Below are 25,223 nucleotides of genomic sequence, written 5' to 3'. Positions count from 1 at the left end.
AATCAGCTTGTTTGGTTGTGAGCACTAGAGATAGTGAGAGCAGAGTAGAGAAAAGTTATTAAAGGAATAATCCTGGCGGCGATAGAGCGGTGGTCCCACCTGACCCCATACCGAACTCAGAAGTGAAACGCCGATGCGCCGATGGTAGTGTGGGGCTTCCCCATGTGAGAGTAGGACACCGCCAGGTACTGAATGTAGAACCCCGAGCTGAATGGCTTGGGGTTTTTGTTTATGGAGTTTTCAATATTTTAGCAAAGCGTTGATTCTATGATACAATCACCGCCGTAATTTTAATAAAACAAGAGAAAATATGACCGCACTTAATGTATTAATTTATCCAGATGATCACCTAAAGGTTGTTTGTGAGCCAGTTGCTGAAGTCAATGATGACATTCGCAAAATTGTAGATGATATGTTTGATACGATGTATCAAGAAGAAGGCATTGGTCTTGCCGCTCCACAGGTAGATATCTTGCAGCGTATTATTACGATTGATATTGAAGGTGACAAACAAAATCAGCTAGTGTTGATCAATCCAGAAATTTTAGCGTCAGAAGGTGAAACAGGTATTGAAGAAGGTTGTTTATCTATTCCTGGATTCCGTGCCTTAGTGCCCCGTAAAGAAAAAGTCACGATAAAAGCGTTAGATCGTCATGGAAAAGAATTTACGCTTGATGCAGATGGTTTATTAGCGATCTGTATTCAGCATGAAATCGATCATTTAAACGGTATTTTATTTGTTGATTATCTTTCACCGTTGAAACGTCAACGTATCAAAGAAAAATTAGTGAAATATAAAAAACAAATTGCAAAACAATAATCAAAAGTGCGGTATAAAATGACCGCACTTTTCCTATCAACGCCATAACGTAGAACATTATGAAACCATTGAATATCATCTTTGCCGGTACGCCGGACTTCGCAGCACAGCATCTTGCTGCACTTTTAAATTCTCATCACAATATTATTGCTGTTTATACGCAGCCAGATAAACCGGCTGGTCGCGGTAAAAAATTGCAGGCGAGTCCTGTAAAGCAATTAGCTGAACAGCATCAAATTCCTGTTTATCAACCAAAATCCTTACGTAAAGAAGATGCGCAAGTAGAGCTTAAAGCGTTAAATGCTGATGTAATGGTTGTGGTAGCTTATGGTTTGATTTTACCTCAAGCGGTGTTGGATATGCCTCGTTTAGGTTGTTTAAATGTGCATGGCTCTCTCTTACCTCGTTGGCGTGGCGCCGCACCTATTCAGCGCGCTATCTGGGCTGGTGATAAGCAAACCGGTGTGACGATTATGCAAATGGATGTGGGTTTAGATACTGGCGATATGTTACACAAAGTGTATTGCGATATTGATGCACAAGAAACTTCTGCTTCGCTTTACCATAAATTAGCTGAAATTGCGCCAGCTGCATTGATTGATGTTTTGGATCATTTGGAAGAAGGGAAATTCATTGCTGAAAAACAAGATGATAGCCAAAGTAACTATGCAGAGAAACTTTCCAAAGAAGAGGCTAAATTAGATTGGTCGCTATCGGCAGCCCAGCTTGAACGTAATATTCGAGCATTTAATCCTTGGCCGATGAGTTTCTTACAATTAACCGATGAAAAAGGTAATGAGCAAACTCTAAAAGTTTATGCGGCCGCCGTGTTGCCACATGTGGATAAACCGGCAGGAACAATTTTAAGTGTCGATAAAAAAGGTATCCAAATTGCCACGAAAGAAGGTGTTTTAAATTTATTGCAACTTCAACCCGTAGGCAAGAAACCTATGTCTGTGCAAGACTTCCTCAATGGTCGAGCAGATTGGTTCCAGGTTGGTAAGGTTCTAAACTAATGATATTTCAACGCAAAAAAACGGGAAAATCGACCGCACTTTCGGTACGCGCGATTGCTGCTCAAGTGATTTTACAGGTTTTAGATCAAGGTAAGTCCTTGTCAACGTTGCTTCCTGAAGTGCAATCGCAGGTAAAGCCACAGGATTTACCTTTATTACAGGAAATCACCTTTGGTATTTGTCGCGTATTGCCTCGTTTAGAAAATATTATAAAAAAACTATTAGATAAGCCATTGAAGGGGAAAGCCCGCATCGTGCACTGCTTGCTATTGGTGGGATTGTACCAATTACTTTATATGCGCGTGCCCGCTCATGCGGCGGTAGATGAAGTGGTGAACGCCACAAAATCATTAAAATCAGATAGTTTCCGTGGTTTGATTAACGGTGTATTGCGTCGTTTCTTACGGGAGCAAGAGGATATTCTTGCTGTAGTAGATAAGCATTGGCAAACGCTTCATCCTGAATGGTTTGTGAATAAACTCAAAAAAGCTTATCCGAATTGGCGTGAAATTATTGAGGCGAATAACCAAAAGCCACCAATGTGGTTAAGGGTCAATCAACAGCAAAATAACACGAAAACTTACCGCACTTTATTGGAAGAGCAAGAGATAGTCTCATTTGAATGTGATAATCCACATGCTTTGCGTTTAGCACAACCACTTTCTGTCTCGAAACTACCGAATTTTGAACAAGGTGCGGTGACTGTTCAGGATCTTAATGCACAATGGTCTGCTTTATTGCTTGAGCCACAAAATGGTGAATTAATTTTAGATGCTTGTGCGGCTCCCGGTGGGAAGACTACACATGTTTTAGAGATGGCGCCACAAGCGAAGGTAATAGCGCTTGATGTGGAGGCTCATCGCTTAAAACGTGTCGAAGAAAATCTTGTCCGTTTGAATCAACAGGCGACAGTTGTTTGTGGCGATGCGACCGAGCCTGAAAAGTGGCTCTCAGAAATAGGTTTAAGTGGTGCATCCTTTGATCGTATTTTATTAGATGCACCTTGCTCAGCAACGGGCGTGATTCGTCGTCATCCGGATATTAAATGGCTGCGTCAAGAAACGGATATTGCTCAATTGGTTGCCTTGCAAGGACAAATTCTAAAAGCACTTTGGGCAAAATTAAAACCTAATGGTATTTTGCTTTACGCGACGTGCTCGGTGCTTCCCGATGAGAACAGTCAGCAAATACAGTATTTTGTAGCTGAAACACCCGATGCAGAATTAATGCCATTGCCGTTTGAACAAACGGAAAATACGATTGGAATCCAATTCTTACCACAAGAGAATGGCGGGGATGGGTTCTATTATGCAAAATTGAGAAAACGGTCAGCTTAAATGAATTTGCCTTTAATTGATGTCGTCATTCCTTGCTATAACACTGAACAAACGCTTGTTCGTGCAGTAGAGTCTGTGTTGCAGCAAAATAATCTTGGACACCTTTGGCTGATTGATGATGCATCGACAGATAATACATTTGCATTAGCCTTACAGCTTGCAGCGCAATATCCAGACAGAATTTCTGTCGAGCAAATGCCGAAAAATAGCGGTGTCGCGATGACTCGAAATTGGGGAGTGATGCTTTCTATTCAAAGTGCGGTCGATTTTGTCGCGTTTTTAGATGCGGATGATGCATATGAACCTGGAGCATTGGAAGTGGCTGCGGCAACATTTCATTTTCAGCCAGATACTTCCGTGGTGAGATTAGCGTTAAAACCGATAAATTTAGCCCAACGTTATGCAGAGCATCCCAATTTTGATCAGGCATGGCAATATATGCGCATGACCTGCGGGGGAAATATCGTTTTCAATAAAGCTTTTTTCTTAGCTTGCGGCGGATTTCCAACACATCAATTATTCAGAGAGCTTGGCGGTGAAGACGGCGCTTTAGGCATTGCAACCACTAAAACAGCTAAAGTGGCAACATTATTTGAAGATGTAGGCGTGTTGCATTTTTGTCGTGAAGGCATGCATGCAGAACGTTTACTCGATGGGCTGTTATTTGGTAAACAAGATCCCGCGATTACAGCCGAAAAAATGGCAGAAGCTGAACAAGTCACATCGACGATTTGTCGCCGTATTGAGGCATTAAAGTGTGGTCTAAATTCAGCTGAAATTGGCATCCGACCTTTGGTTGTGGAGAGAACAGAATGAAAATAATCATCTTAGGTGCAGGGCAAGTCGGCACAACACTTGCGGCAAATTTAGTGAGTGAAGATAACGATATCACGCTAGTCGATAATGAATCTCAACATTTGCAGAATTTGCAAGATAAGCATGATTTACGCGTGGTTAAAGGTTCCCCTTCTTCACCCAAGATTTTGCGTGATGCAGGAGCCGCTGATGCAGACTTAATGGTTGCCGTAACAGCATCAGATGAAATCAATATGATTGCTTGCCAGTTGGGATACACGCTTTTTAATACCCCAACACGTATTGCACGTATTCGTAATGCGGAATATTTGCGTGAGAAAGATAAATTATTTAATGATGAAAACGTACCAATCGATCATCTGATTTCGCCAGAGAATTTAGTTACAGATGAGATTACACGTTTAATTGCTTATCCAGGTGCCTTACAAGTGGCGCATTTTGCCAATAATCGAATTAGCATTGTGGTTGTAAAAGCTTATTACGGTGGTCCTTTAGTAGGTTATGCGTTATCCGCTTTTAAAGAGCATATGCCACACATTGATTGCCGAATCATTTCGATTTTACGTAATGATAGATTAATTCGTCCGCAAGGTTCGACCATTATTGAGGCGGGCGATGAAATTACCTTTATTTGTGCGACAGAACACATTAAAGCGGTGATGAGTGAGTTGCAACGCCTTGAGAAAACCTACAAACGTATCATGATCGTTGGCAGCGGGAATATTGCCTCAGGTGTGGCAAAACAGTTAGAAGATAAGTATCAAGTAAAACTCATTGAGCGCGATGGAGAAAAAGCGAAAGTTTTAGCTGAAAGACTCTCTAAAACCCTGGTTTTCCATGGTGATGCTTCTGACCAAAATTTACTTTTTGAAGAGCATATTGAGAGCGTTGATGTCTTTTTATCTCTAAGTGCGGATGATGAAGCCAATATTATGTCGGCGTTACTAGCAAAACGCCTAGGGGCTAAAAAAGCCATGGTGCTTATTCAACGCATGGCATATATCAATTTGATTCAAGGTGGAACCATTGATATTGCGGTTTCACCACAACAAGCAACAATATCCGCTTTATTAGGACATGTGCGTAAAGGGGATATCAAAAATGTGGCCTCTTTGCGTCATGGTACCGCGGAAGCCATTGAACTTGTTGTGCATGGCGATGCGACAACATCCAATGTGGTTGGAAGACAAATTGGCGATATTAAGCTTCCAGTTGGAGCGATGATTGCGGCAATTTTACGTAAAAATGAAGTAATCATTGCTCGTCGTCAGGTTGTTATTGAAGAAGGCGATAATGTGATTGTTTATATTAATGACAAGAAATCTGTGTTAGAAATTGAAAAATTATTCCAACCAAGTGCATTTTTTATTTAAATAACAGTTTACTTTTTAATCTGAAAACCTATAATACGCACTCTTTTAATTTTTTAAACCAACACAAAAGGAAATTTTATGAGCTTTCTTAAAGAATTCCGCGAATTCGCAATGCGCGGCAACGTAGTAGATATGGCAGTCGGTGTGATCATCGGTGGTGCTTTTGGTAAAATCGTAAGTTCACTTGTCGGTGACGTAGTAATGCCTGTATTAGGTATTTTAACAGGTGGCGTGGATTTCAAAGATTTGAAAATCACGTTAGCTCAAGCTGTAGGTGAAACTCCAGCAGTAACCTTAAACTACGGTGTATTTATTCAAAACGTTTTTGATTTCATCATCATTGCATTTGCAATCTTCATGATGATCAAAGGTATCAACAAAGTGAAAAAACCAGTAGAAGAAGTAAAAGGTCCTTCACAAGAAGAATTACTTACTGAAATTCGCGATTTATTAAAAAAACAATAAGAATTTAATTCAAATAAAAAAGGTTGGTATTTTACCAACCTTTTCTTTTACCTAAAATTTAAGCTTTTAATAATAATGCGACAGCCTCGCAAGCAATGCCTTCACTTCGACCTGTAAAGCCAAGTTTTTCTGTTGTGGTTGCTTTCACGTTGACTTGCTCAATATCACAATGTAAATCTTCTGCAATCTTCGCTCGCATTGCATCGATATGAGGACGCATTTTAGGGGCTTGAGCAATAATGGTTACATCCACATTACCGACCTTATAGCCTTTTGCTTGTACTTGGCGGAATGCTTCTCGTAATAAAACACGGCTATCTGCATTTTTATATTGCATATCGGTATCAGGGAAGAGTTTACCAATATCACCTAATGCTGCTGCACCTAATAAGGCATCCGTTAAAGCATGTAAGGCGACATCACCATCAGAATGGGCAATAAACCCAGTATGGTAAGGCACTTCAACGCCACCAATAATTAAAGGGCGGTCTTCACCAAAGGCATGAACATCAAACCCATGTCCAATTCGTATCATAGAATTTTCCTTGTTAAATAAAATTCGGCTAAAGCTAAATCTTCTGGACGCGTGACTTTAATATTATCACTTCGTCCTGCGACTAAGTGCGGTTGAAATCCGGCAAGTTCCATCGCAGAGGCTTCATCTGTAATATTAGCGCCTTGAGAAAGCCCCTGTTTAAGTGCATTTCTTAATAGATCGCAACGGAAAAATTGAGGCGTCTGAGCAAGCCAAAGTTCTGAGCGATCTTCTGTTTTAATAATATTTTGTTGTTTATTCGCGCGTTTAATCGTATCTACTGCAGGAATGGCCAAAATAGCGCCTTGTTCATCATTGGTTTGGAGTAATTTATCTAAATCTTGATGTGTTAAACAAGGTCTGGCTGCATCATGCACCAACACCCAAGCATGGTCATTTTTGATCGCGTTAAGTCCATTTAGAACTGACTCAGCTCGTGTTTCACCACCTTCAACGAGGGTGATGTTTTGATGAGGGAATGAGGTAATTTCAGAAAGATAGGGATCATTTTTCCCCACCGCAAGGATAACGTGATTGATTGCAGGATGGGATAGAATGACTGAGAGCGTATGTTCCAGAATCGTCTTGTCTAGGATTTTCAGATATTGCTTCGGTTTGTTTGCTTGCATACGGCTTCCAACACCCGCAGCAGGAATGACGGCAATAATTTCGCGGTTCATTATTTATGCTCTTTGACGATGTGATAGAACACTTCGTTTGGTTTGACCATATCATGACTCATGCGTGCACGCTCTTCAATAGATTCAAAGCCTTTTGTTAATCCTTGAATTTCGGCGGAAATCATTTGATTTCTTTGTGAGAGCTTTTCATTTTCAGCTTTATTCTCTTTGATTTGAGCTTCGACATCTTTGTAGTCAAAATAGCCGTTTTTACCAAACCAAAGATCGTACTGAAATAGCACGAGAATACCCACTAAAATTCCAATGAAAAGACGCATAAATTACCTATTATTTCTGAAAACTATGGATAGTTTACCGTGAAATACAGCGAAATGCGATGAAAAAGTGCGGTTAAAAAATAAGATGATTTTGAAATGATCTCATTGGGTTTGTTAGATAGCTTCAAAATGAAAAATGTGATCTATCTCACAAATTAGTTATAAAGTTTGATAAACCCATAGTCACTGCCCAAATAGGCTTGTTATACTTTTGCCTGTCATTATGACTTTTTAACAGAAGGAAAAATCAATGAAAACAACATTAAAACTTACCGCTATTGCAGCGATGTCAGCATTTATTTTAACCGGTTGTGCGACTCAAGATAAGAGCGCAGAAGCAGATGCACAGCTTCAACAACAAGCGGTATTAGGTCTTAACTGGATTCAACAATCAGGTGAATACCAAGCCCTTTCTTACCAAGCATACAATGCGGCAAAAGTGGCATTTGATCACGCTAAAGTGAAAAAAGGTAAGAAAAAAGCTGTTGTGGTGGACTTAGATGAAACTATGTTAGATAACAGCCCTTATGCAGGTTGGCAAGTTCAAAACAATAAACCATTTGATGGCAAAGACTGGACTCGTTGGGTAGAAGCTCGTCAATCAGGTGTTGTACCAGGCGCAGTAGAATTCAATAACTATGTAAATACCCACGGCGGTAAAATGTTCTACGTTTCTAATCGTAAAGAAAGCAATGAAAAAGCAGGTACGATCGATGACATGAAACGTTTAGGTTTTAATGGTGTTGAAGACTCAGCGTTTTACTTGAAAAAAGATAAATCACCAAAAGCAGCACGTTTTGAAGAAATTGAAAAACAAGGTTATGAAATCGTCGTTTATGTAGGTGATAACCTCGATGACTTCGGTGATGCGATCTACGGTAAACAAAATGCAGAACGTCGTGATTTCGTTGCACAAAACAAAGCGAAATTTGGTAAAACATTCATCGTTTTACCTAACCCGAACTACGGCGGTTTTGAAGGTGGTTTAGCAAAAGATTACTTCAAAGGTGATTCAAGCAGCAAAGTGAAAGCACGTTTAGATGCGATTAAAGCTTGGGATGGTAAATAATCTCCTGTTTTAAATAAAGCAACACCCGCAGAGATGCGGGTGTTTTGTTTTAGTCGAAAAGTGCGGTCTATTTTCGCATCATTTTTTCTTTATGGGCAGCGAAGTCGCCACCTTTGGCAAGCATACGAAGTTGTAAGATAACACGCTCTTTTAGCAAGTCTTGTTCAGCCTTAGTCATATCTAAGGCATTGGAGCCTGCCGTGAAAACGATGGTTACCATGCCTTCTGCCTGAACATAAGAGACATATTGAGAGTAGTGATTTTTCTTCGCAATATATTCGGCCAATTCATCGACAAAGTGTTTGATTTCGCGGGCAGCTGCGGTACGGAAAGCTTGAGATGTGCCCGAACTTTCACGTAAGAGCAAACGGAACACGTTGGTGCTGTGAGTGATAAATTCAAAAAAGGTTTCAACAGAAACACGGATGACACTGCCGCCGGCATCAATGCGTTTACGCGCTTGGCGCATTAATTGACGGAGGGTTAAACCTGCTTCATCTACCATTTCTAATCCGAGCTCATCCATATCGCTAAAGTGGCGATAGAAAGAAGTTGGTGCAATGCCCGCTTCGCGCGCAACTTCACGTAAGCTTAAATTAGAAAAGCTTTTTTCTGCACTCAACTGATTGAATGCGGCATCAATTAAGGCCCGACGGGTTTTTTCTTTTTGAATTGCTCGAACACCAGCCATTTGGTTTTCCTCAGCTTATGATAAATTATTTTTTATTCGCTAAAATCGATTTAACTTGTTCGCTGATTGCATTTGCAACGCGTTCGTAACGATTACGTAACGGTGAACCTGGGCGGTAAACAAGCGCAATAGTACGAGACGGTTCTGGCGAATGGCAAGGAATATATTTTACACCTGCACGTGTGCCTTCATTTAATACAGCAAGTTCTGGCATAAAGGTGATGCCTGCATTAGCTGCCACCATATTACGCAACGTTTCAAGGCTAGTGGCTTGGAAGTGAGAGTCTTCTTTAGCACCGGCCGTAAAACAATAATCGAGTGCTTGATTACGTAAGCAATGCCCATCATCCAACATAAGCATTTCTTGCCCTTTTAAGGTATTCATGGCAATTTTACTTTCTGAAGCCCAAGGATGTTGGTCGGATACAGCGAGTAACATTTTTTCATCAAAAATAGGCACTTCGATAAACGCTTCAGTTTCGGGTACGCGAGCGACAATCGCACAATCTAGGCGGCCCGTTTCTAATTGTTCTAATAATTGATGGGTTTGAGCTTCGTAAAGAAATACTTCAAGATCAGGGAAAGTTTCTTTCAATGTTGGTACAATGTAAGGTAGTAGATAAGGACCAACAGTTGGGATGAGTCCAATGTGTAATGGCCCCGTCATTTCTTTACCTTGATTGCTAGCCATTTCTTTAAGTAATTTTACTTCACGTAATACAGTGCGAGCTTGTTCCACAAGTAACATGCCCGATTGCGTGAAGAGCACTTTACGGCTCGTACGTTCAAGTAAAATAATGCCTAACTCATCTTCGAGTTTGCGGATTTGGCCACTTAAAGTGGGTTGGCTAACATTGCAAGAATCCGCCGCTCGACGGAAATGTTTGAATTCAGAAAGGGCAACTAAGTATTCTAAATCACGAATATTCATAGGGTTCTCACTTTATAGAATATGTCAATTAAAAGGATAGAATTAATTGATTGTAACTATATCACAAAACTTTCTATAATGCCTATCAAGTTTTTAAGGCAAATTCATTTAACTAACAGAGGAGACACATTATGTCTAATATGGAAGGAAAAAAAGTCCCACAAGTTACATTTCGTACTCGTCAAGGTGATCAATGGGTTGATGTGACTACATCTGAATTATTTGATAACAAAACAGTTGTTGTTTTCTCATTACCAGGTGCTTTCACGCCAACTTGTTCATCTTCTCACTTACCACGTTATAACGAGCTTGCACCTGTTTTCAAACAACATGGTGTAGATGATATTTTAGTTGTATCAGTAAATGATACGTTTGTGATGAATGCGTGGAAAGAAGCTGAAGAAGCACATAACGTAAAATTCATTCCAGATGGTAACGGTACCTTCACTGAGGGTATGGGCATGTTAGTTGGAAAAGATGATTTAGGTTTTGGTAAACGTTCTTGGCGTTATTCTATGCTTGTGAAAAATGGCGTAGTTGAAAAAATGTTTATTGAACCAAATGAACCAGGCGATCCATTTAAAGTATCAGATGCAGATACCATGTTGAAATACATTGCACCAAATTACCAAGTGCAAGAATCAATTTCAATCTTCACTAAACCTGGTTGCCCATATTGTGCGAAAGCAAAACAACTTTTACGCGATAAAGGTTTAAGCTTTGAAGAAATCGTATTAGGTCACGATGCAACAATCGTGAGTGTACGTGCAGTTTCTGGTCGCTCAACTGTGCCACAAGTATTCATTGGTGGTAAACACATCGGTGGTAGCGACGATTTAGAAAAATATTTTGCATAATTGATTGCAGGTAGGAATTTTTTATATTTTTGATTGTTAGGAACATAATGTAAAAGGGAGCGAAAGCTCCCTTTTTTGTTTTTTATCATAAGGATATAAGTTTTATATGATATTAGTAGAAGGAAATTATCATAGAATCTTTAAAAGTGCAGTTATATTGAGCGATATTTTTTATTCAGTTGTATAACTATATAGTTGAGCAAACGGCATGCCAAAATCATATTTATTAGGTGTTTAGCAGAAAGGATTAGCCTTTGACTAGAATACTACTTGTACTACTTAGATTTCATTCATATCCAAATTCTGAAAGCGTTGATGATTTTTATGACTTGATCCCCTACAATACAAGTTAAACAATCAGGAGTAGAGAATTATGGCGACGATAAAAGATATAGCGAAAGAAGCTGGAGTGTCGTTAGGTACTGTTTCCAATGTGCTAAACAAAAAGCATAACGTCAGTTTGGAAAAAATTAATTTGGTAAACGATGCAATAAAAAAACTGGGTTATCAGAAAAATATTCAAGCTAGTTTTTTAAAGTCTGGCGGAAGTAATCAGATTGCAGTTATATTTCCTTCTATCTCATCACCTGAATATTATTTACTTTATGAATCTTTAGAAGGGTATTTTTCTCAGAAGGGTTATCAATTAAATCTTTATTTAACTGATAATAATCCAAGTAAAGAGCGTTTGTTTCTCGAGAAAATTTCAGGTGAGAATACTACATTTGTGATTGTTGTATCTTGTTTATCTGATGCAAATGAATATAAGCAATATTTTGATATTGAATTAGTTAAAATTATCTTTCTTTATAGAGAGATAAGAAATGCCAAATATTATCTTGGGCTTGATTATGAATCTATTCTAACTAATGTTGTTAAGGAAGCTAAAGGAAATGGAGATAAGCGAATTGGTATTGTTTCAAATCAAAAGTATAAAATAAAAGAAGCTGTTGAATTAGTTTATTGTTTTTTAAAACATCCATTTGAAGTTGTGAAATTTATTGAGGATGAGCATCTTTCTTCAATTGTTACGCTAAATATTTTGCATGCTGAAGAGATTTATAATGCATTTTACTTTTGTAATCAATCCCCTCCAAAAATTTATACGATTAATCATCAATTTAGTCATGATGAGAGGTTCATTTCCTATTATATTAGTTATGATTTTATTGTTAGGAACATTATTCATATTATAGAAGGTGAATGCCTTGAGTTATTTTATCAAGATAAGGGGTTTTTATTTAAAAAATCAGATATATTGCATAGTTCATTGCGTATTTTAGCAATATCGAGCCCTTCTATTGAGGCGTTAAAGAAAATACTCCCACATTTTAAACGGCAAACAGGTATTCAAGTACAGATTGATACAGTACCTTTTGTCAGTATTTCCGAAGTTTTGACGAATCCAAAACAAGCTAAACAATATGATATTGTGCGTCTTGATATGGAGCGTTTACCGCTATTGGCCAGTTATCTTCAACCATTTAATTTTATTCAGCAAGAAGAACTAGCTTCTCACTATTCTAATAATTTGATTAAACGATTTTGTTTGGTTAATGACCAGCTCTATGCAATTCCATTTGATCCGAGTATTCAGGTTCTATTTTATCATAAAGCCATTTTTGACGATATGATTACGCAGCGGCTTTTTTATGAACAATATAAGACTGATTTAATGCCTCCAAGAACATTCGAGGAGTTTAATCGTATTGCACGTTTTTTTGACCATAATCTTATGCTTAAGTCACCTATTCGTTATGGAACAGCATTAATTGATAATCCTGAGATTCTAGCACTTGAATTCTTAGTTCGTTATTACTCGTTAGCAAACAAGCCAATTCTTGCACAGGATGTATCGGCATTTAGTAGAGAAATTGCATTTCGTGTCTTAGAAAATTTAGCAGAGTTAAAAGATAATGCGGTATTGTTACACGGCAGTTGGTGGGATAAGGCAGTAGAATGTTTTGAGAAAAAAGAAACAGCAATGTTAATGATTTATTCCAATCATTATTCTCATTTATCTCACAATATGCCGAGTTCAATTGGTTGTGCACCAGTGCCTGGAAATATGCCTCTTATTGGTGGAGGAAGTTTAGCAATAGTGAAAGGATGTGAAAAATACGAAGAAGTGCGGTTGTTTTTTGAATGGTTTTTAAATGATGAAATACATGAACGTTATGTTCGTCTTGGTGGTGTTTCGGCAAGGAAAAATGTATTAATGAATCAAGCATTGATTAGACAGTCTCCTTGGATTTCTCTAATTGAGAAAATAAATTTTAATGGTGTTCGTGAAAATGTGGATGCAAAAGGTCATGCTATTGATTTGGTGAAAATTGAAAAGCAAATCGGATTAATCCTTTTTGCTTTTCTTAATAATCAATTTAATACAGATGTTGCAGTTGAAAAAATAGCGAATATTTTTCGTAATATCTAACTTTATAGATATTCTTTATAATGTTTAGTATCGCTTACAGAATTCAAGCGTTCAGCAGCTTGTTCAGGCGTTAGATCACGTTGATTTTCCGCCAGCATTTCGTAGCCTACCATAAACTTACGAATGGTTGCTGAACGTAAAAGTGGGGGATAGAAGTGAGCGTGTAACTGCCAATGAGAATTATCCTTACTATTAAATGGGGCGAAGTGGAAACCCATAGAATAAGAAAAACTTATTTTGAATAAATTATCGTAACGAGTTGTGAGTTTTTTTAATACAAGAGCTAAATCTTCACGTTCTGTCTGGTTTAATTCTTCAATCGATTTAAATTGTTTCGATTTTGGAAGTAATAAGGTTTCAAAGGGCCAAGTTGCCCAATAAGGGACTACGGCTACCCAATCCTCAGTTTCAGCTACGATGCGTTCACTTTTTTCTAATTCACGTTTTACATAATCAAGTAATAATTGTGTTCCATATTTTTGATAGTATTCTGCTTGGTATTTATCTTCAATTATTATTTCATTTGGTAAGAAATTACTTGCCCAAATTTGACCATGAGGGTGTGGATTTGAACATCCCATTATTGCACCTTTATTCTCAAAAATTTGAACCCATTGATAACGTTGTTTTAGTTCATAAACCTGTTCTTGCCATACTCGGATAATCAGTTCGATTTCAGGTATGGTAAGTTGTGGCAGTGTTTTACTGTGATCAGGTGAAAAGCAAATCACTCTACTTTCACCTTGCGTAGTCGAAATTTTGAATAGAGGGTCATCATTTTTTTCATGGGAGGGGGTATCACTAAGTAAAGCAGAAAAGTCATTTTTGAACACAAAAGGTTTGGTATATATTGGGTTCAATTCGCCAGTGATACGTTTATTACCAGGACAGAGATAGCATTCAGGATCATAGCTTGGTTTATTATCATCAATGACTTCTTCCTGTTGCCCTTGCCATGGTCGTTTGGCACGATGGGGTGAGACTAAAACCCATTGATTTTTTAAAGGATTAAATCGACGGTGTGGATGTTCAGTTAAAATAAATGTACTCATAATATATTCTCTTTTATAAATAATTAATCTAATAGCTTTTGAATTAAGCATAATTCATTTCAATATCACGAATATCATGGAGATTTTTAAGATATTGATAAATTTCTAAATAAGAATTTCTATCAGTAAGGTTTGCTGAGATTGATAATATAGTACAATTTTGCGATTGCTCTTTAATGTTAATGCTATCAATATCACATTGGTGATTTTCTAGGTCATTAATTACGCGTTCTATATTATTGTTTAATACTTTTAAAATAATGGTTGCTCGATTATTCGTCTGCTTTTTAGGTACAATAAGTTTTAAATAATGGCTGTATTTTAATGTGAGTAAAATTACTAAAGCTACTGCAATGGCATCACCATAGAATCCTGCACCAATGGTTATGCCAATGCCTGCGGAGCTCCAAATCATTGCCGCAGTAGTAATACCTGAAACAACATCATCGCTTTTGTGTAATATAACACCTGAGCCAATGAAACCAATACCACTAATCACTTGAGCAGCAAGCCGCATTGGGTCTGTACGGATATTGTTAGAAAGAGAGGCGTAATATTCGGCCGAATGAATGGATACAGTAGTTAGAATGCAAGTGGTAACTGCAATAATAATACAAGTTTTAATTCCCACTGGTTTTCGCTTACTTTCTCGCTCAAATCCAATCATTCCTCCTAATAATGCAGCAAATAATAATTTTATCCAGGCAGATAGATGATAAATATCGGATAAATTTTGTTGTAAAAAGTCTAAAGAAAGCCACATAACTTTTCCTAAAAGGGTGCAAAGTTGCACCCTATCATTTTATTATTTTTTAAATTCTTCTGTATCTTTAAAGAAGATCCAGAATAAAATTCCAACAATTAAGGCGACAACGGCAGGGTATAACCAGAATTCAGACCATTGTGGGGCTGCAAGTGGCATGCTTTTTTCGGTGACAACATGATTATTAATTGCCCCGATAACAGAGGATGCCATAAATACACCAAATCCATTAGAGACTATAAAACGTAACCCCTGTGCTTGGGCTTTAATGCTTTCATGGGCTTTAGAATTCACATATACATCGCCTGCAGTAAAGAAGAAGTCCCAGCAAACTCCTTGTAATAATAAGCCAATAAGAATATATGTGAAATAATCATCAGAAGTAGCAGCATGAGAGAAAATAAACATTCGGATAACCCATCCGATAATACCTAGCATGATTACTACTTTAAAACCAAATTTTTTCAGCATGCTAACTAGTAAGACCATAAATAGAACTTCTGCACCTACAGCAATTTGCATCATATTAGCTGAGTTCATATCCAAAACTTTTAAATAGACTGGAATATAGGCACTATAAGCTGTTTTGGTAATCATGAGAACAAATGTTGCCAACATAAAGATTGTAAAATAGCGATCTTTAAAGAGAGACAGAGCATCTAAGCAGAAAATAGTACGAAGATCTAATTTTGAACCTTTAGCTGTTGGTGGTGTGTTTGGTAATGTAAGGCAATATAGTCCGCAAATAATTGCTGAAATTGCAGCTACTTTAAAGACAATCACATTATCAAAAATCTTGTAATAACCCATGATGAGGCCAATTACAATAAAACCGATATTGCCGAATACTCGGATATATGGGAACAGTTTTTGTTCTGAAATATGGTGAAAGGCAATGCTATTGGAGAGTGCTGTGGTTGGATAGTATAGCAAACCAACAATGAAAATAATGAATAAAAATGCTGTGACATTACCTTCTAAAATATAAGTAGGTAGTAGCAACATAACTAAGCCATTTAAGATGTGTAAAATTGAAATTACTTTTTGTGAAGCAAAGAAGCGATCGGCAATCATACCAATAAATAATGGCGAAATAATTGTTGCGAGTCCCAGTAAAGAATAAGTTGTTCCAATACTTTCTTTCATATTGTAGGTAGCAAGTACAGCTCCGATAGTCATATTCCAAGCACCTTGCACAAAATATTGCATAAACATCATCACGAAAAGACGGGGAATTTTAAACATGATCCGTTCTCCTAATTTAAATATTTTTAATTAATCCATCATAGGCGACTTCAATTTGGTGAGGTTTAAAAATTTCTACCAAACTTTGATAATCAAACCCGCAACTATGAGAATGATGAGATGTTAGAATTTGTGTTTGTTGTGATAAATTATTGTTCTCCTTGAATTTTTGTTTCATATTGATTACGGTTTCAATACTCATATGATTATTGGTTTTGTCATTTTGACGATAGCCATATGTACACTCCAATACGATTAAATCGATTTTTTTATTTTCTAACCAGTTCCATGTTAAATCTCCATAATAGCCAGAGTCATGTCCGTATAGCAGTGTTTTGCCATTTTTCTCAATAAAATAGATATAGCACATTTCCCATTTTTCATGATTAGCGATAAGTGGAGTAATTTTTGCACCGCTGCTAGTAGTAATGGTGACAAATGGAATAAGAATAGAAAGATTAAAACGATCTGGAGTCAGATCAACAATGCCATTTAAACAGCCGTTAATTGCTTTATCGCTACCGTATATGTACATAGGATGTTCAACATTGAATGCAAAATTTCTTACACGATTATGTAGTTCTCCTACATTAAAATGATCAGGATGAGTATGAGTGATGAGTAAATCTTTAATTTTTGTTACATCAATATGATTTACATTGGCTTGATGAAAAAATTCAGGAGAAATATCGATTTGAATTTCATCATCAATAATTGCAGAAGAACGAGTTCTTACATCACGTCCTCCTGTTTTCCTAACTTGTTCGCATAACTCACATTTACAATAAGGGTTTGGAATGCCTTCTGAGGCACCGGTACCAAGAAAGTGTAGTTTCATTGCAGGTCTCCTATTTTGAAACGTATTAATATTTCAGGTTAATTATTGATCTTTTTATTGAAACGTTTCAAACTAAGAATGTTTGTTTTGTGATAGCTGTCACAAAATATTTTTATCTTCTGTTAGTGTAATAAAATGTGATTGGTTTAATTTATACTAAAAGATGATTTATTGATGATATCTGGAAGGGATTATGGCGGTTAAGTGTAGTTAAAATCTACAGGGTTTTTAAGTTATATTTTTGATTATTAGGAACATAATGTAAAAGGGAGCGAAAGCTCCCTTTTTTGTTGTCTATTGTCTTGTTATGTTCTTAAGTGTTAAAACCAATGTAGCAAACTGAGATTAAAACGACATAAAAAATGATCGCACTTAGTAGCAATAATTTTACGGCGAGTTTTGGTTTATGCTGATGTAACTTATAAAGTAAACGGGCAATCAAAACCAAAACAAAAGGGTAAACCCAAAAGATAATCGAGAAAAGATCGATCTGAAAATCGCTCAGTGTAGGGTTTTTCACAAAAGCAGTAGAAAGCAGAGAGGCCATAGGCCACAGTAAAATGGGTAAACAAAATGCCGCAAGTCCCCAAGCGAAGCCACTAAATCCTGTCGGCATAGTTTGTTTTTTCATAATGAACCTTATATGATGAACAAAATTAAATGAAAAAGGAATATAGCAAATGCAGCCTTTATTTGGTAGCGAAACAGATGGTATTCAAGAGAGAAAATTGGTGAAACGTCTATTAAGAAAGAAAAAAATTACGTTTATTTTGACCGCACTTTGTACGGTGATTTATCTCTTGCAGAATATCGGATTTGAAGAGCCAATTATGGATTTATTCCATTATCCAGCTTATTCTTGGGAAGATCAGGAAGTATGGCGCTATTTCACTCATGCTATTGTTCATTTATCGGTACCGCATATTTTATTTAACCTTTCGTGGTTTTGGTTATTCGGTGGCGCGATTGAACGCCGATTTGGTTCTCTCCATTTTTTATTATTAGTTTTAGTCTCTGCAGCAGTGAGTGGCGCGGTACAGAATTATTTTACTGGTCCCGCCTTTTTCGGGCTATCTGGTGTGGTTTATGCCGTGTTAGGTTATGTGTTGGTGGTGGACAAATTGCACCCGCATAGTTTTGACTTGCCAGAAGGCTTTTTTACAATGTTACTGGTAGGGCTTGTATTTGGCTTTATTAGTCCGCTTTTTGGTATTAATATAGGGAATGCTGCCCACATTTCAGGCTTTATCTTAGGATTGGTTTGGGGATTTTTGCAGAGTAAAATTAAAGCTAAATCGTTTAGCTAATTCAAATTTATAGGCATTTATATGAAACAATCATTACGCCATCAGAAAATAATTGAGCTTGTGAAGCTAAAAGGGTATGCCAGTACAGAAGAACTGGTTATCGAACTGGAAGTTAGCCCTCAGACTATTCGACGCGATCTGAATATCCTTGCAGAACAAGATTTAATTCGTCGTCATCATGGTGGTGCCGCTCCTTCTTCTACCGCAGAAAACTCTGATTACATTGAACGTAAACAATTTTTCCCTTCTCAAAAAAGCGCCATTGCTCGTGAAGTGGCAAAACGTATTCCAAACGGTGCATCTTTATTTATTGATATTGGTACCACGCCTGAAGCGGTAGCTAGTGCCTTGTTAAACCATGAACGGTTACGCATTGTGACAAATAATATCAATGCAGCTCATTTATTACGCCAAAATGAAACTTTTGATATTACGATGGCAGGTGGCTCCTTACGTAAGGATGGTGGAATCATTGGTGAGGCAACGGTTAATTTTATTTCGCAATTCCGTTTAGACTTTGGAATTCTGGGCATTAGTGCAATAGACCTTGATGGTTCATTGTTGGACTATGATTACCATGAAGTCCAAGTTAAACGAGCCATTATAGAAAGCTCTCGCCAAACGTTATTAGCGACCGACCATTCGAAATTCTCTCGACAAGCGATTGTGCGATTAGGGGAACTTAAAGATGTAGATTATCTTTTCACTGATGATGTGCCAAAACAAATTGCGGATTATTTAGAAAATAGCAACACAAAGCTAGTGATTTGCAAATGATAGAATAGGAAGTGCGGCCAAAATTGACCGCACTTTTTTGGTAAGCATCCATGCCTAGCCACTGCTGTTTCGACCAATTCAAAATTAACTTCATTCACCCAACCTCCTTATTGATGTGAGATGAAACTAATTTTGCTGCAATAGTTGTTAAATTTTAGGGATACAAATGGAGGGCAAATCATTCGACTGCCAATTCTTTATTTAGGACAACGGGGAAGGTTTGCTTGAAGAGTCAAGAAAGACTAGAGCTTGATAGATCAAGTGGGTACATCGAGATCCCTCTCTAAATGTAATTTATTTATACTGCTGTTTTGGTAAAAAGGAAATCTTAAAATTATAAATATGTGATCGAGATCACAAATTAAATGCAAAAAGAAAGCTGCTTATTTTTGTTTAGAAAATAAGCAGCTATTTTACTGGTTTTTTATCGATTTAAATTCACCGCGCCTTCGTAACCAAGTTGTCGCCAAGCCTCATAAACTGCAACAGCTACCGAGTTAGATAAGTTCATACTGCGGCTATTTGCGGTCATTGGGATACGGATTTTTTGTTCCATTGGCATTTTATCCAAAATAGACATTGGAATACCACGTGTTTCAGGGCCAAACATTAAATAATCCCCTAATTCAAATTGCACTTCGCTATGCGCAGGGCCGCCTTTAGTGGTGAGTGCAAAAAGACGTTTCGGTTTTTCGCTTTCTAAAAAGGCTTCAAAGGTTTTATGTTTTTTGATTTCAGCAAATTCATGATAATCCAAGCCGGAACGACGTAATTTTTTATCATCCCAGGTAAAGCCAAGTGGCTCGATTAAATGAAGTCGAAAGCCAGTGTTCGCACAAAGACGAATAATATTTCCCGTATTTTGCGGAATTTCAGGTTCATATAACACAATGTCTAACATAATGATTTCCTAATCTTTTTGATACAGGCGGTAACTCACCATACCTGTGGTTTTTTCTTTTAGTAATTGCCAATTTTCAGGCACGCTTAGCGGTTTGTCTTTTTCTGTTTCCACATAAATCAACGCATGAGGCAACAGCCAATTCTTTTCCTCTAAGAGAGCTATTGCTTGTTCAGCTAAACCAAAATGAAAAGGTGGATCCAAGAATACCACATCAAAGTGCGGCTGATTTTGTGCTTGTTTTAAAAATTCCAAGCTATTTTGATTAATCACTTGGGCTTGTTCAGCTGTCGTTTTTAGCGTTTGCAAATTTTTCTTTAATTGATTCGCCACGGTTTTATCCAACTCTAAAAACGTCACCTGTTTCGCTTGACGAGAAAGAGCCTCAAAGCCAAGTGAGCCACTACCCGCAAAGCAATCAAGACAATGACTATCCACAATGTAAGGCATCAACCAGTTGAATAAGGTTTCTTTCACGCGATCACCGGTAGGGCGCAAACCTTCCGCATTTAAAACCGGTAATTTTCGTCCACGCCAAAGACCCGCGATGATTCGAACTTCGCCTTTAGCATTTTGAACTTGCATTTTTTTCATAAAGAAACAGATTTTTAGTGAAAATTGTGCTTAGTTTAGACGATTTTTTGCTAGAATAGGCAGTATTTTTTAAAGATTTGTGTTTAAGAGAAGAATTTATGTCAGAAGAAAAGAAAAAAGGCGGGTTTTGGGCCTCTCTTTTTGGTCGCAATAAAAAGCAAGAAGAACAAAAAATTGAGCCAACTATTGAAGAGTCATCTGTTGAATCTGCCGATGTTTCGCCTACGGAAGAGATTGTTCACAATAGCGAGAACGTTCAATTAGAACAAGTTGAACAGGAAGAATTACAGGAGTTAGCGGAACAGCTGCAAGAGGATAAAGCTGAGAATACCATTGTTGAGCATATTGAACCTGTTGTAGAAGAAGTGATTTCACCTGAAAGTGCGGTCAATATTGAGCCAGTTTTAGATACACCGGTGATTGAGGCAACGGCTGAAGAGACAGAAAAAACAGAAGGAGTTTCTACCGCACTTTCTGAGGAAGAGCCAACAGAAAGCATTATTGAGCAAGATAATGTCGTTGAAGATCTTCCTGTGGTTGATGCTGAGATTGAGCCTGAAATTGTTGAAGATGTTAAAGATGAATTCCGTTCAGATATTAATACCGAAACGCAAGAAAAACCAAGTGAAGGTGGCTTTTTTAGTCGTTTAGTCAAAGACTTACTCAAAACTAAACAAAATATTGGTGCAGGTTTCCGAGCGTTCTTTTTAGGTAAAAAGATTGACGATGATTTATTTGAAGAGTTGGAAGAGCAGCTTTTAATTGCCGATATTGGTGTGCCAACAACGAATAAAATCATTAAGAATTTAACGGAGCACGCAAGTCGTAAACAGTTACAAGATGCGGAATTGCTTTACCAACAACTTAAAGTTGAAATGGTAGAAATTCTAAAACCGGTTGCCAAACCATTGGTCATTGATACGACTAAAAAGCCTTATGTTATTTTGATGGTTGGCGTAAACGGTGTAGGTAAAACAACCACAATTGGTAAATTGGCTCGCAAATTCCAAAATGAAGGAAAATCAGTCATGTTAGCGGCAGGGGATACCTTCCGTGCTGCTGCAGTAGAACAACTTCAAGTATGGGGAGAACGTAATAATATTCCGGTTGTGGCACAAAGTACGGGTTCAGATTCTGCGTCTGTAATTTTTGATGCGATGCAATCTGCCGCGGCACGTAATATTGATATTTTAATTGCGGATACGGCTGGTCGTTTACAAAATAAAAATAATCTCATGGATGAATTGAAGAAGATTGTTCGTGTCATGAGAAAATACGATGAAACCGCGCCGCACGAAATCATGCTTACCTTAGATGCGGGTACAGGGCAGAATGCAATTAGCCAAGCTAAACTCTTTAATGAGGCGGTTGGGTTAACAGGTATTACATTAACCAAATTAGATGGAACAGCAAAAGGTGGGGTAATTTTCGCCATTGCAGATCAGTTTAATTTACCAATTCGTTATATTGGTGTGGGTGAAAAGATAGAAGATTTACGCGAATTTAATGCAGAAGAATTTATTGAAGCATTATTTGTTCACGAAAATGAAGAATAAAAAGGAATAATAAAGTGATTCGATTTTCAAATGTCTCTAAAGCTTATCACGGTGCGACTCAGCCGGCCTTACAAGGCTTGAATTTTCATCTTCCTGTTGGAAGTATGACTTATCTTGTTGGGCATTCTGGCGCGGGTAAAAGTACCTTGCTTAAATTAATCATGGGAATGGAAAAGGCGAATGCCGGTAATATTTGGTTTAATGGTCATGATATTACGCGTTTGTCTAAATATGAAATCCCATTTTTACGCCGCCAAATTGGCATGGTTCACCAAGATTACCGTCTATTAACGGATCGTAGCGTAGCAGAAAATGTGGCGTTGCCATTGATTATTGCTGGCATGAACCCGAAAGAAGCACATACACGCGCATTGGTTGCATTAGATCGTGTGGGCTTACGTAGTAAAGCGAATTATATGCCGCCACAAATCTCAGGTGGTGAGCAACAACGTGTGGATATCGCGCGTGCAATCGTACATAAACCGCAACTTTTATTAGCGGATGAGCCTACAGGTAACCTTGATGATGAACTTTCTTTAGGGATTTTTAATCTGTTTGAAGAGTTTAATCGTTTAGGCATGACGGTGTTAATTGCGACACACGATATCAATTTAATTCAACAAAAACCAAAACCATGTCTTGTACTTGAACAAGGCTACTTACGCTATTAAGGATAAAAAATGACAAGACGTATTGATGCTTCTTTTGGCGTGCAAACTGCTTATACTTTGCGTTCTGTTTTGAGCGATTTAGTAAAACGTAAATTTGGTACATTGCTAACAATTTTAGTTATTGCCGTATCTCTCACGATTCCAACGGTGAGCTATTTGTTATGGAAAAATTTACACTTAGCGACGACTCAATTTTATCCGGAAAGCGAACTCACAATCTATTTACACAAAAATTTAAGTGAAGAAGATGCTAACTTAGTGGTAGAAAAAATCCGTCAGCAAGAAGGCGTGGAATCGTTAAATTATGTTTCTCGCCAAGACAGTTTGAAAGAGTTTAAAAGTTGGTCTGGTTTTGGTGAAGAGTTAGAAATTTTAGATGACAACCCATTGCCGGCAGTGGTGATGGTGAAACCGTCTAAAGCGTTTAATGAATCAGAAAAACGAGCTGAGTTACGCGCAAATTTAAATAAAATTAAAGGCGTACAAGAAGTTCGTCTCGATAACGATTGGATGGAAAAATTGACCGCACTTTCGTGGTTGTTTGCACACGTGGCAATTTTCTGCACGGTGTTAATGACAATAGCTGTATTCCTCGTTATCGGAAATAGCATTCGTTCTGATGTTTATAGTAGCCGAGCAAGTATTGATGTGATGAAGCTATTAGGTGCAACGGATCAATTTATTCTTCGTCCTTATCTTTACACTGGTATGATTTATGCCGTGTTAGGGGGTGTGATCGCCGCATTGTTTAGTAGTCTTATTGTGGGTTACTTTACGTCAGCGGTGAAGTATGTAACGGATATTTTTGCGGTTACCTTTGATCTCAATGGGTTAGGCGTAGGCGAGCTAATCTTCTTATTAGTAAGCTGCTTAATTATGGGCTATGTTGGCGCATGGATTGCCGCAACAAGACATATTGCAATGTTAGATAACAAACTATAAATTTCATTTATATAAAGTGCAGTCATTTTTTCAGGTGAAAATACTCGAGAAAATGACCGCACTTTTTTATTTGTGGAAATTAATTGAACAAAAAGCTTGCATAATTAGGTGTTTTTGTGTAATATCCACGGGCTTTCAGATATTGAAAGCCGTTTAATGTAATCATTTATTAAACGAGTGTTACGATATGTAATACTAACAATGTTTCCGATTTGGAGACTATATAACAGGTAACTTACACCTCCTTTTCTATTTTGAAGTTAGAATTGTGATTGGTGTTAGTTTTTTATTAGCTAAATTTTATTGGAGCTCTGGTCTAATGCAGAACCAAAGAATCCGTATCCGCTTAAAAGCTTTCGATCACCGTTTGATCGATCAATCTACTGCGGAGATCGTAGAAACAGCTAAACGTACTGGTGCACAAGTTCGTGGTCCAATCCCTTTACCAACTCGTAAAGAGCGTTTCACCGTGTTGATTTCTCCACACGTGAACAAAGACGCGCGTGACCAATACGAAATTCGTACACACAAACGTTTAGTAGATATCGTAGAGCCAACAGAAAAAACTGTTGATGCATTAATGCGTTTAGATTTGGCTGCCGGCGTGGACGTGCAGATCAGCCTAGGTTAATTAAGAGGTTATTACAATGATTGGTTTAGTCGGTCGTAAAGTTGGTATGACCCGTATCTTCAATGAAGACGGTGTTTCTGTACCAGTTACCGTTATCGAAATCGAAGCCAACCGCGTAACTCAAGTTAAAACTCTTGAAAACGATGGCTATACTGCAGTTCAAGTTACTACTGGTTCTAAAAAAGCGAATCGTGTAACTAAACCTGAAGCAGGCCATTTCGTGAAAGCAGGTGTTGAAGCTGGTCGCGGTTTATGGGAATTTCGTACTGAAGGTGAAGAATTCACTTTAGGTCAAGAAATCAATGTTGACATCTTTGCAGATGTTAAAAAAGTAGATGTTACTGGTACTTCTAAAGGTAAAGGTTTCCAAGGTGGTGTTAAACGTTGGAACTTCCGTACTCAAGATGCTACACATGGTAACTCTTTATCACATCGTGTACTTGGTTCTATTGGTCAAAACCAAACTCCAGGTCGTGTGTTTAAAGGTAAAAAAATGGCAGGACATTTAGGTGCTGAGCGTGTAACCGTTCAATCACTTGAAGTTGTTCGTGTAGATGCTGAGCGTAAATTGCTATTAGTAAAAGGTTCTGTACCTGGTGCTATCAATGGCGATGTTATCGTTAAGCCGGCAGTTAAAGCATAAG

At 37.8% G+C, this 25,223-nt stretch carries 28 protein-coding genes and 1 rRNA gene; 17 read left to right on the top strand and 12 right to left on the bottom strand.

The genetic code is table 11. The annotated features are described in order from the left end of the window. The first annotated feature begins 71 nt into the window (after positions 1-71). From rrf to mscL, 7 genes are all read left to right on the top strand, one after another. Positions 72-187: ribosomal RNA gene (rrf, locus tag INP93_RS02235) — 5S ribosomal RNA — on the top strand. Positions 188-310: 123 nt separating this feature from the next. Next, the gene (gene def / locus INP93_RS02230) at positions 311-820 is read left to right on the top strand and encodes a peptide deformylase (RefSeq protein WP_197545016.1); all 510 of its coding nucleotides are present in this window, start codon (positions 311-313) and stop codon (positions 818-820) included. A gap of 59 nt (positions 821-879) precedes the next feature. Next, positions 880-1,836, top strand: coding sequence for a methionyl-tRNA formyltransferase (gene fmt, locus INP93_RS02225; protein WP_197545015.1), 957 nt, complete (start codon positions 880-882; stop codon positions 1,834-1,836). Beyond that, a complete protein-coding gene (rsmB, locus tag INP93_RS02220; protein WP_197545014.1) occupies positions 1,836-3,173 on the top strand; it encodes a 16S rRNA (cytosine(967)-C(5))-methyltransferase RsmB in 1,338 nt (445 codons plus the stop codon). Before fmt ends, rsmB begins: the two co-directional genes overlap by 1 nt. Then, complete coding sequence (locus INP93_RS02215) at positions 3,174-3,989, top strand: glycosyltransferase family A protein (protein ID WP_193451542.1); 816 nt, start codon at positions 3,174-3,176, stop codon at positions 3,987-3,989. It abuts the gene before it with no gap. Next, positions 3,986-5,362, top strand: coding sequence for a Trk system potassium transporter TrkA (trkA, locus tag INP93_RS02210; RefSeq protein ID WP_197545013.1), 1,377 nt, complete (start codon positions 3,986-3,988; stop codon positions 5,360-5,362). Before INP93_RS02215 ends, trkA begins: the two co-directional genes overlap by 4 nt. A gap of 78 nt (positions 5,363-5,440) precedes the next feature. After that, positions 5,441-5,827 (top strand): large-conductance mechanosensitive channel protein MscL, encoded by a 387-nt coding sequence (gene mscL / locus INP93_RS02205; protein WP_049364681.1) that lies wholly within the window; start codon positions 5,441-5,443, stop codon positions 5,825-5,827. Between the two features lie 58 nt (positions 5,828-5,885). On the opposite strand, the gene ispF is transcribed toward mscL, so the two are convergent. From ispF to ftsB, 3 genes are read right to left on the bottom strand one after another with little or no spacing between them, the layout of a single operon-like run. Then, positions 5,886-6,362, bottom strand: coding sequence for a 2-C-methyl-D-erythritol 2,4-cyclodiphosphate synthase (gene ispF, locus INP93_RS02200; RefSeq protein WP_070776266.1), 477 nt, complete (start codon positions 6,360-6,362; stop codon positions 5,886-5,888). Continuing rightward, complete coding sequence (gene ispD, locus INP93_RS02195) at positions 6,359-7,042, bottom strand: 2-C-methyl-D-erythritol 4-phosphate cytidylyltransferase (protein ID WP_197545012.1); 684 nt, start codon at positions 7,040-7,042, stop codon at positions 6,359-6,361. Before ispD ends, ispF begins: the two co-directional genes overlap by 4 nt. After that, positions 7,042-7,320 (bottom strand): cell division protein FtsB, encoded by a 279-nt coding sequence (gene ftsB, locus INP93_RS02190; protein WP_014064556.1) that lies wholly within the window; start codon positions 7,318-7,320, stop codon positions 7,042-7,044. Before ftsB ends, ispD begins: the two co-directional genes overlap by 1 nt. Before the next feature lie 250 nt (positions 7,321-7,570). Here ftsB and INP93_RS02185 point away from each other — a divergent pair, with 250 nt between their 5' ends. Continuing rightward, the gene (locus INP93_RS02185; protein WP_197545011.1) at positions 7,571-8,389 is read left to right on the top strand and encodes a 5'-nucleotidase, lipoprotein e(P4) family; all 819 of its coding nucleotides are present in this window, start codon (positions 7,571-7,573) and stop codon (positions 8,387-8,389) included. A 67-nt stretch (positions 8,390-8,456) separates the two neighbouring features. Here the strand turns inward: INP93_RS02185 and fabR are convergent, their stop codons facing one another. Continuing rightward, positions 8,457-9,080, bottom strand: coding sequence for an HTH-type transcriptional repressor FabR (gene fabR, locus INP93_RS02180; protein WP_014064558.1), 624 nt, complete (start codon positions 9,078-9,080; stop codon positions 8,457-8,459). Positions 9,081-9,105: 25 nt separating this feature from the next. Next, positions 9,106-10,011, bottom strand: a complete 906-nt coding sequence (oxyR, locus tag INP93_RS02175; protein ID WP_197545010.1) for a DNA-binding transcriptional regulator OxyR — start codon at positions 10,009-10,011, stop codon at positions 9,106-9,108. Between the two features lie 131 nt (positions 10,012-10,142). On the opposite strand from oxyR, the gene pgdx reads away from it, so the two are divergent. Together pgdx and INP93_RS02165 are read left to right on the top strand one after the other, a co-directional pair. Next, entirely contained in the window at positions 10,143-10,868 is a 726-nt protein-coding gene (gene pgdx / locus INP93_RS02170; RefSeq protein ID WP_049364685.1) for a hybrid peroxiredoxin PGdx, read from the top strand. A gap of 373 nt (positions 10,869-11,241) precedes the next feature. Then, positions 11,242-13,302, top strand: a complete 2,061-nt coding sequence (locus INP93_RS02165) for a LacI family DNA-binding transcriptional regulator (RefSeq protein ID WP_197545009.1) — start codon at positions 11,242-11,244, stop codon at positions 13,300-13,302. A gap of 2 nt (positions 13,303-13,304) precedes the next feature. Here INP93_RS02165 and galT read toward each other — a convergent pair whose 3' ends face one another. From galT to INP93_RS02140, 5 genes are all read right to left on the bottom strand, one after another. Then, positions 13,305-14,354: a galactose-1-phosphate uridylyltransferase gene (gene galT, locus INP93_RS02160; protein WP_232087613.1), complete on the bottom strand. Its 1,050-nt coding sequence runs from the start codon at positions 14,352-14,354 to the stop codon at positions 13,305-13,307. Positions 14,355-14,397: 43 nt separating this feature from the next. Then, positions 14,398-15,117 carry an MgtC/SapB family protein gene (locus INP93_RS02155; protein ID WP_070712536.1) on the bottom strand — a complete coding sequence of 240 codons (720 nt, stop codon included), beginning with the start codon at positions 15,115-15,117 and terminating at the stop codon, positions 14,398-14,400. Positions 15,118-15,159: 42 nt separating this feature from the next. Beyond that, positions 15,160-16,362 (bottom strand): MFS transporter, encoded by a 1,203-nt coding sequence (locus tag INP93_RS02150; RefSeq protein WP_070712534.1) that lies wholly within the window; start codon positions 16,360-16,362, stop codon positions 15,160-15,162. A gap of 16 nt (positions 16,363-16,378) precedes the next feature. Then, the gene (locus INP93_RS02145) at positions 16,379-17,200 is read right to left on the bottom strand and encodes an MBL fold metallo-hydrolase (RefSeq protein WP_005695075.1); all 822 of its coding nucleotides are present in this window, start codon (positions 17,198-17,200) and stop codon (positions 16,379-16,381) included. A gap of 313 nt (positions 17,201-17,513) precedes the next feature. Beyond that, the gene (locus tag INP93_RS02140; protein WP_197545008.1) at positions 17,514-17,831 is read right to left on the bottom strand and encodes a DUF5389 domain-containing protein; all 318 of its coding nucleotides are present in this window, start codon (positions 17,829-17,831) and stop codon (positions 17,514-17,516) included. A gap of 49 nt (positions 17,832-17,880) precedes the next feature. On the opposite strand from INP93_RS02140, the gene INP93_RS02135 reads away from it, so the two are divergent. Continuing rightward, the gene (locus INP93_RS02135; protein ID WP_374042004.1) at positions 17,881-18,507 is read left to right on the top strand and encodes a rhomboid family intramembrane serine protease; all 627 of its coding nucleotides are present in this window, start codon (positions 17,881-17,883) and stop codon (positions 18,505-18,507) included. A gap of 21 nt (positions 18,508-18,528) precedes the next feature. Then, positions 18,529-19,284 carry a DeoR/GlpR family transcriptional regulator gene (locus INP93_RS02130; protein WP_049373094.1) on the top strand — a complete coding sequence of 252 codons (756 nt, stop codon included), beginning with the start codon at positions 18,529-18,531 and terminating at the stop codon, positions 19,282-19,284. Positions 19,285-19,708: 424 nt separating this feature from the next. Here INP93_RS02130 and trmL read toward each other — a convergent pair whose 3' ends face one another. After that, positions 19,709-20,185 carry a tRNA (uridine(34)/cytosine(34)/5-carboxymethylaminomethyluridine(34)-2'-O)-methyltransferase TrmL gene (trmL, locus tag INP93_RS02125; RefSeq protein WP_005695079.1) on the bottom strand — a complete coding sequence of 159 codons (477 nt, stop codon included), beginning with the start codon at positions 20,183-20,185 and terminating at the stop codon, positions 19,709-19,711. A 9-nt stretch (positions 20,186-20,194) separates the two neighbouring features. After that, entirely contained in the window at positions 20,195-20,779 is a 585-nt protein-coding gene (rsmD, locus tag INP93_RS02120) for a 16S rRNA (guanine(966)-N(2))-methyltransferase RsmD (protein WP_197545007.1), read from the bottom strand. A gap of 98 nt (positions 20,780-20,877) precedes the next feature. Between rsmD and ftsY the strand changes: the two genes are divergently transcribed. The 5 genes from ftsY (at position 20,878) to rplC (ending at position 25,222) form a co-directional block, all read left to right on the top strand. Then, positions 20,878-22,335 carry a signal recognition particle-docking protein FtsY gene (ftsY, locus tag INP93_RS02115; RefSeq protein WP_197545006.1) on the top strand — a complete coding sequence of 486 codons (1,458 nt, stop codon included), beginning with the start codon at positions 20,878-20,880 and terminating at the stop codon, positions 22,333-22,335. A 14-nt stretch (positions 22,336-22,349) separates the two neighbouring features. Then, a complete protein-coding gene (gene ftsE / locus INP93_RS02110; RefSeq protein WP_049364690.1) occupies positions 22,350-23,006 on the top strand; it encodes a cell division ATP-binding protein FtsE in 657 nt (218 codons plus the stop codon). 9 nt (positions 23,007-23,015) lie between these two features. After that, positions 23,016-23,948 carry a permease-like cell division protein FtsX gene (ftsX, locus tag INP93_RS02105; protein ID WP_197545005.1) on the top strand — a complete coding sequence of 311 codons (933 nt, stop codon included), beginning with the start codon at positions 23,016-23,018 and terminating at the stop codon, positions 23,946-23,948. A 319-nt stretch (positions 23,949-24,267) separates the two neighbouring features. Further along, on the top strand, positions 24,268-24,579 hold the full coding sequence (rpsJ, locus tag INP93_RS02100) for a 30S ribosomal protein S10 (protein ID WP_001181005.1): 312 nt from the start codon (positions 24,268-24,270) through the stop codon (positions 24,577-24,579). 16 nt (positions 24,580-24,595) lie between these two features. Continuing rightward, positions 24,596-25,222: a 50S ribosomal protein L3 gene (rplC, locus tag INP93_RS02095; RefSeq protein ID WP_005632753.1), complete on the top strand. Its 627-nt coding sequence runs from the start codon at positions 24,596-24,598 to the stop codon at positions 25,220-25,222. Position 25,223 lies beyond the last annotated feature (1 nt).

Source organism: Haemophilus parainfluenzae, from assembly GCF_014931415.1.
In the GTDB taxonomy this organism is placed as follows: Bacteria; Pseudomonadota; Gammaproteobacteria; order Enterobacterales; family Pasteurellaceae; genus Haemophilus_D; species Haemophilus_D parainfluenzae_AF.
Note: the sequence above shows the minus strand (reverse complement) of the source record. Positions and strands in the feature narration are given on the sequence as shown.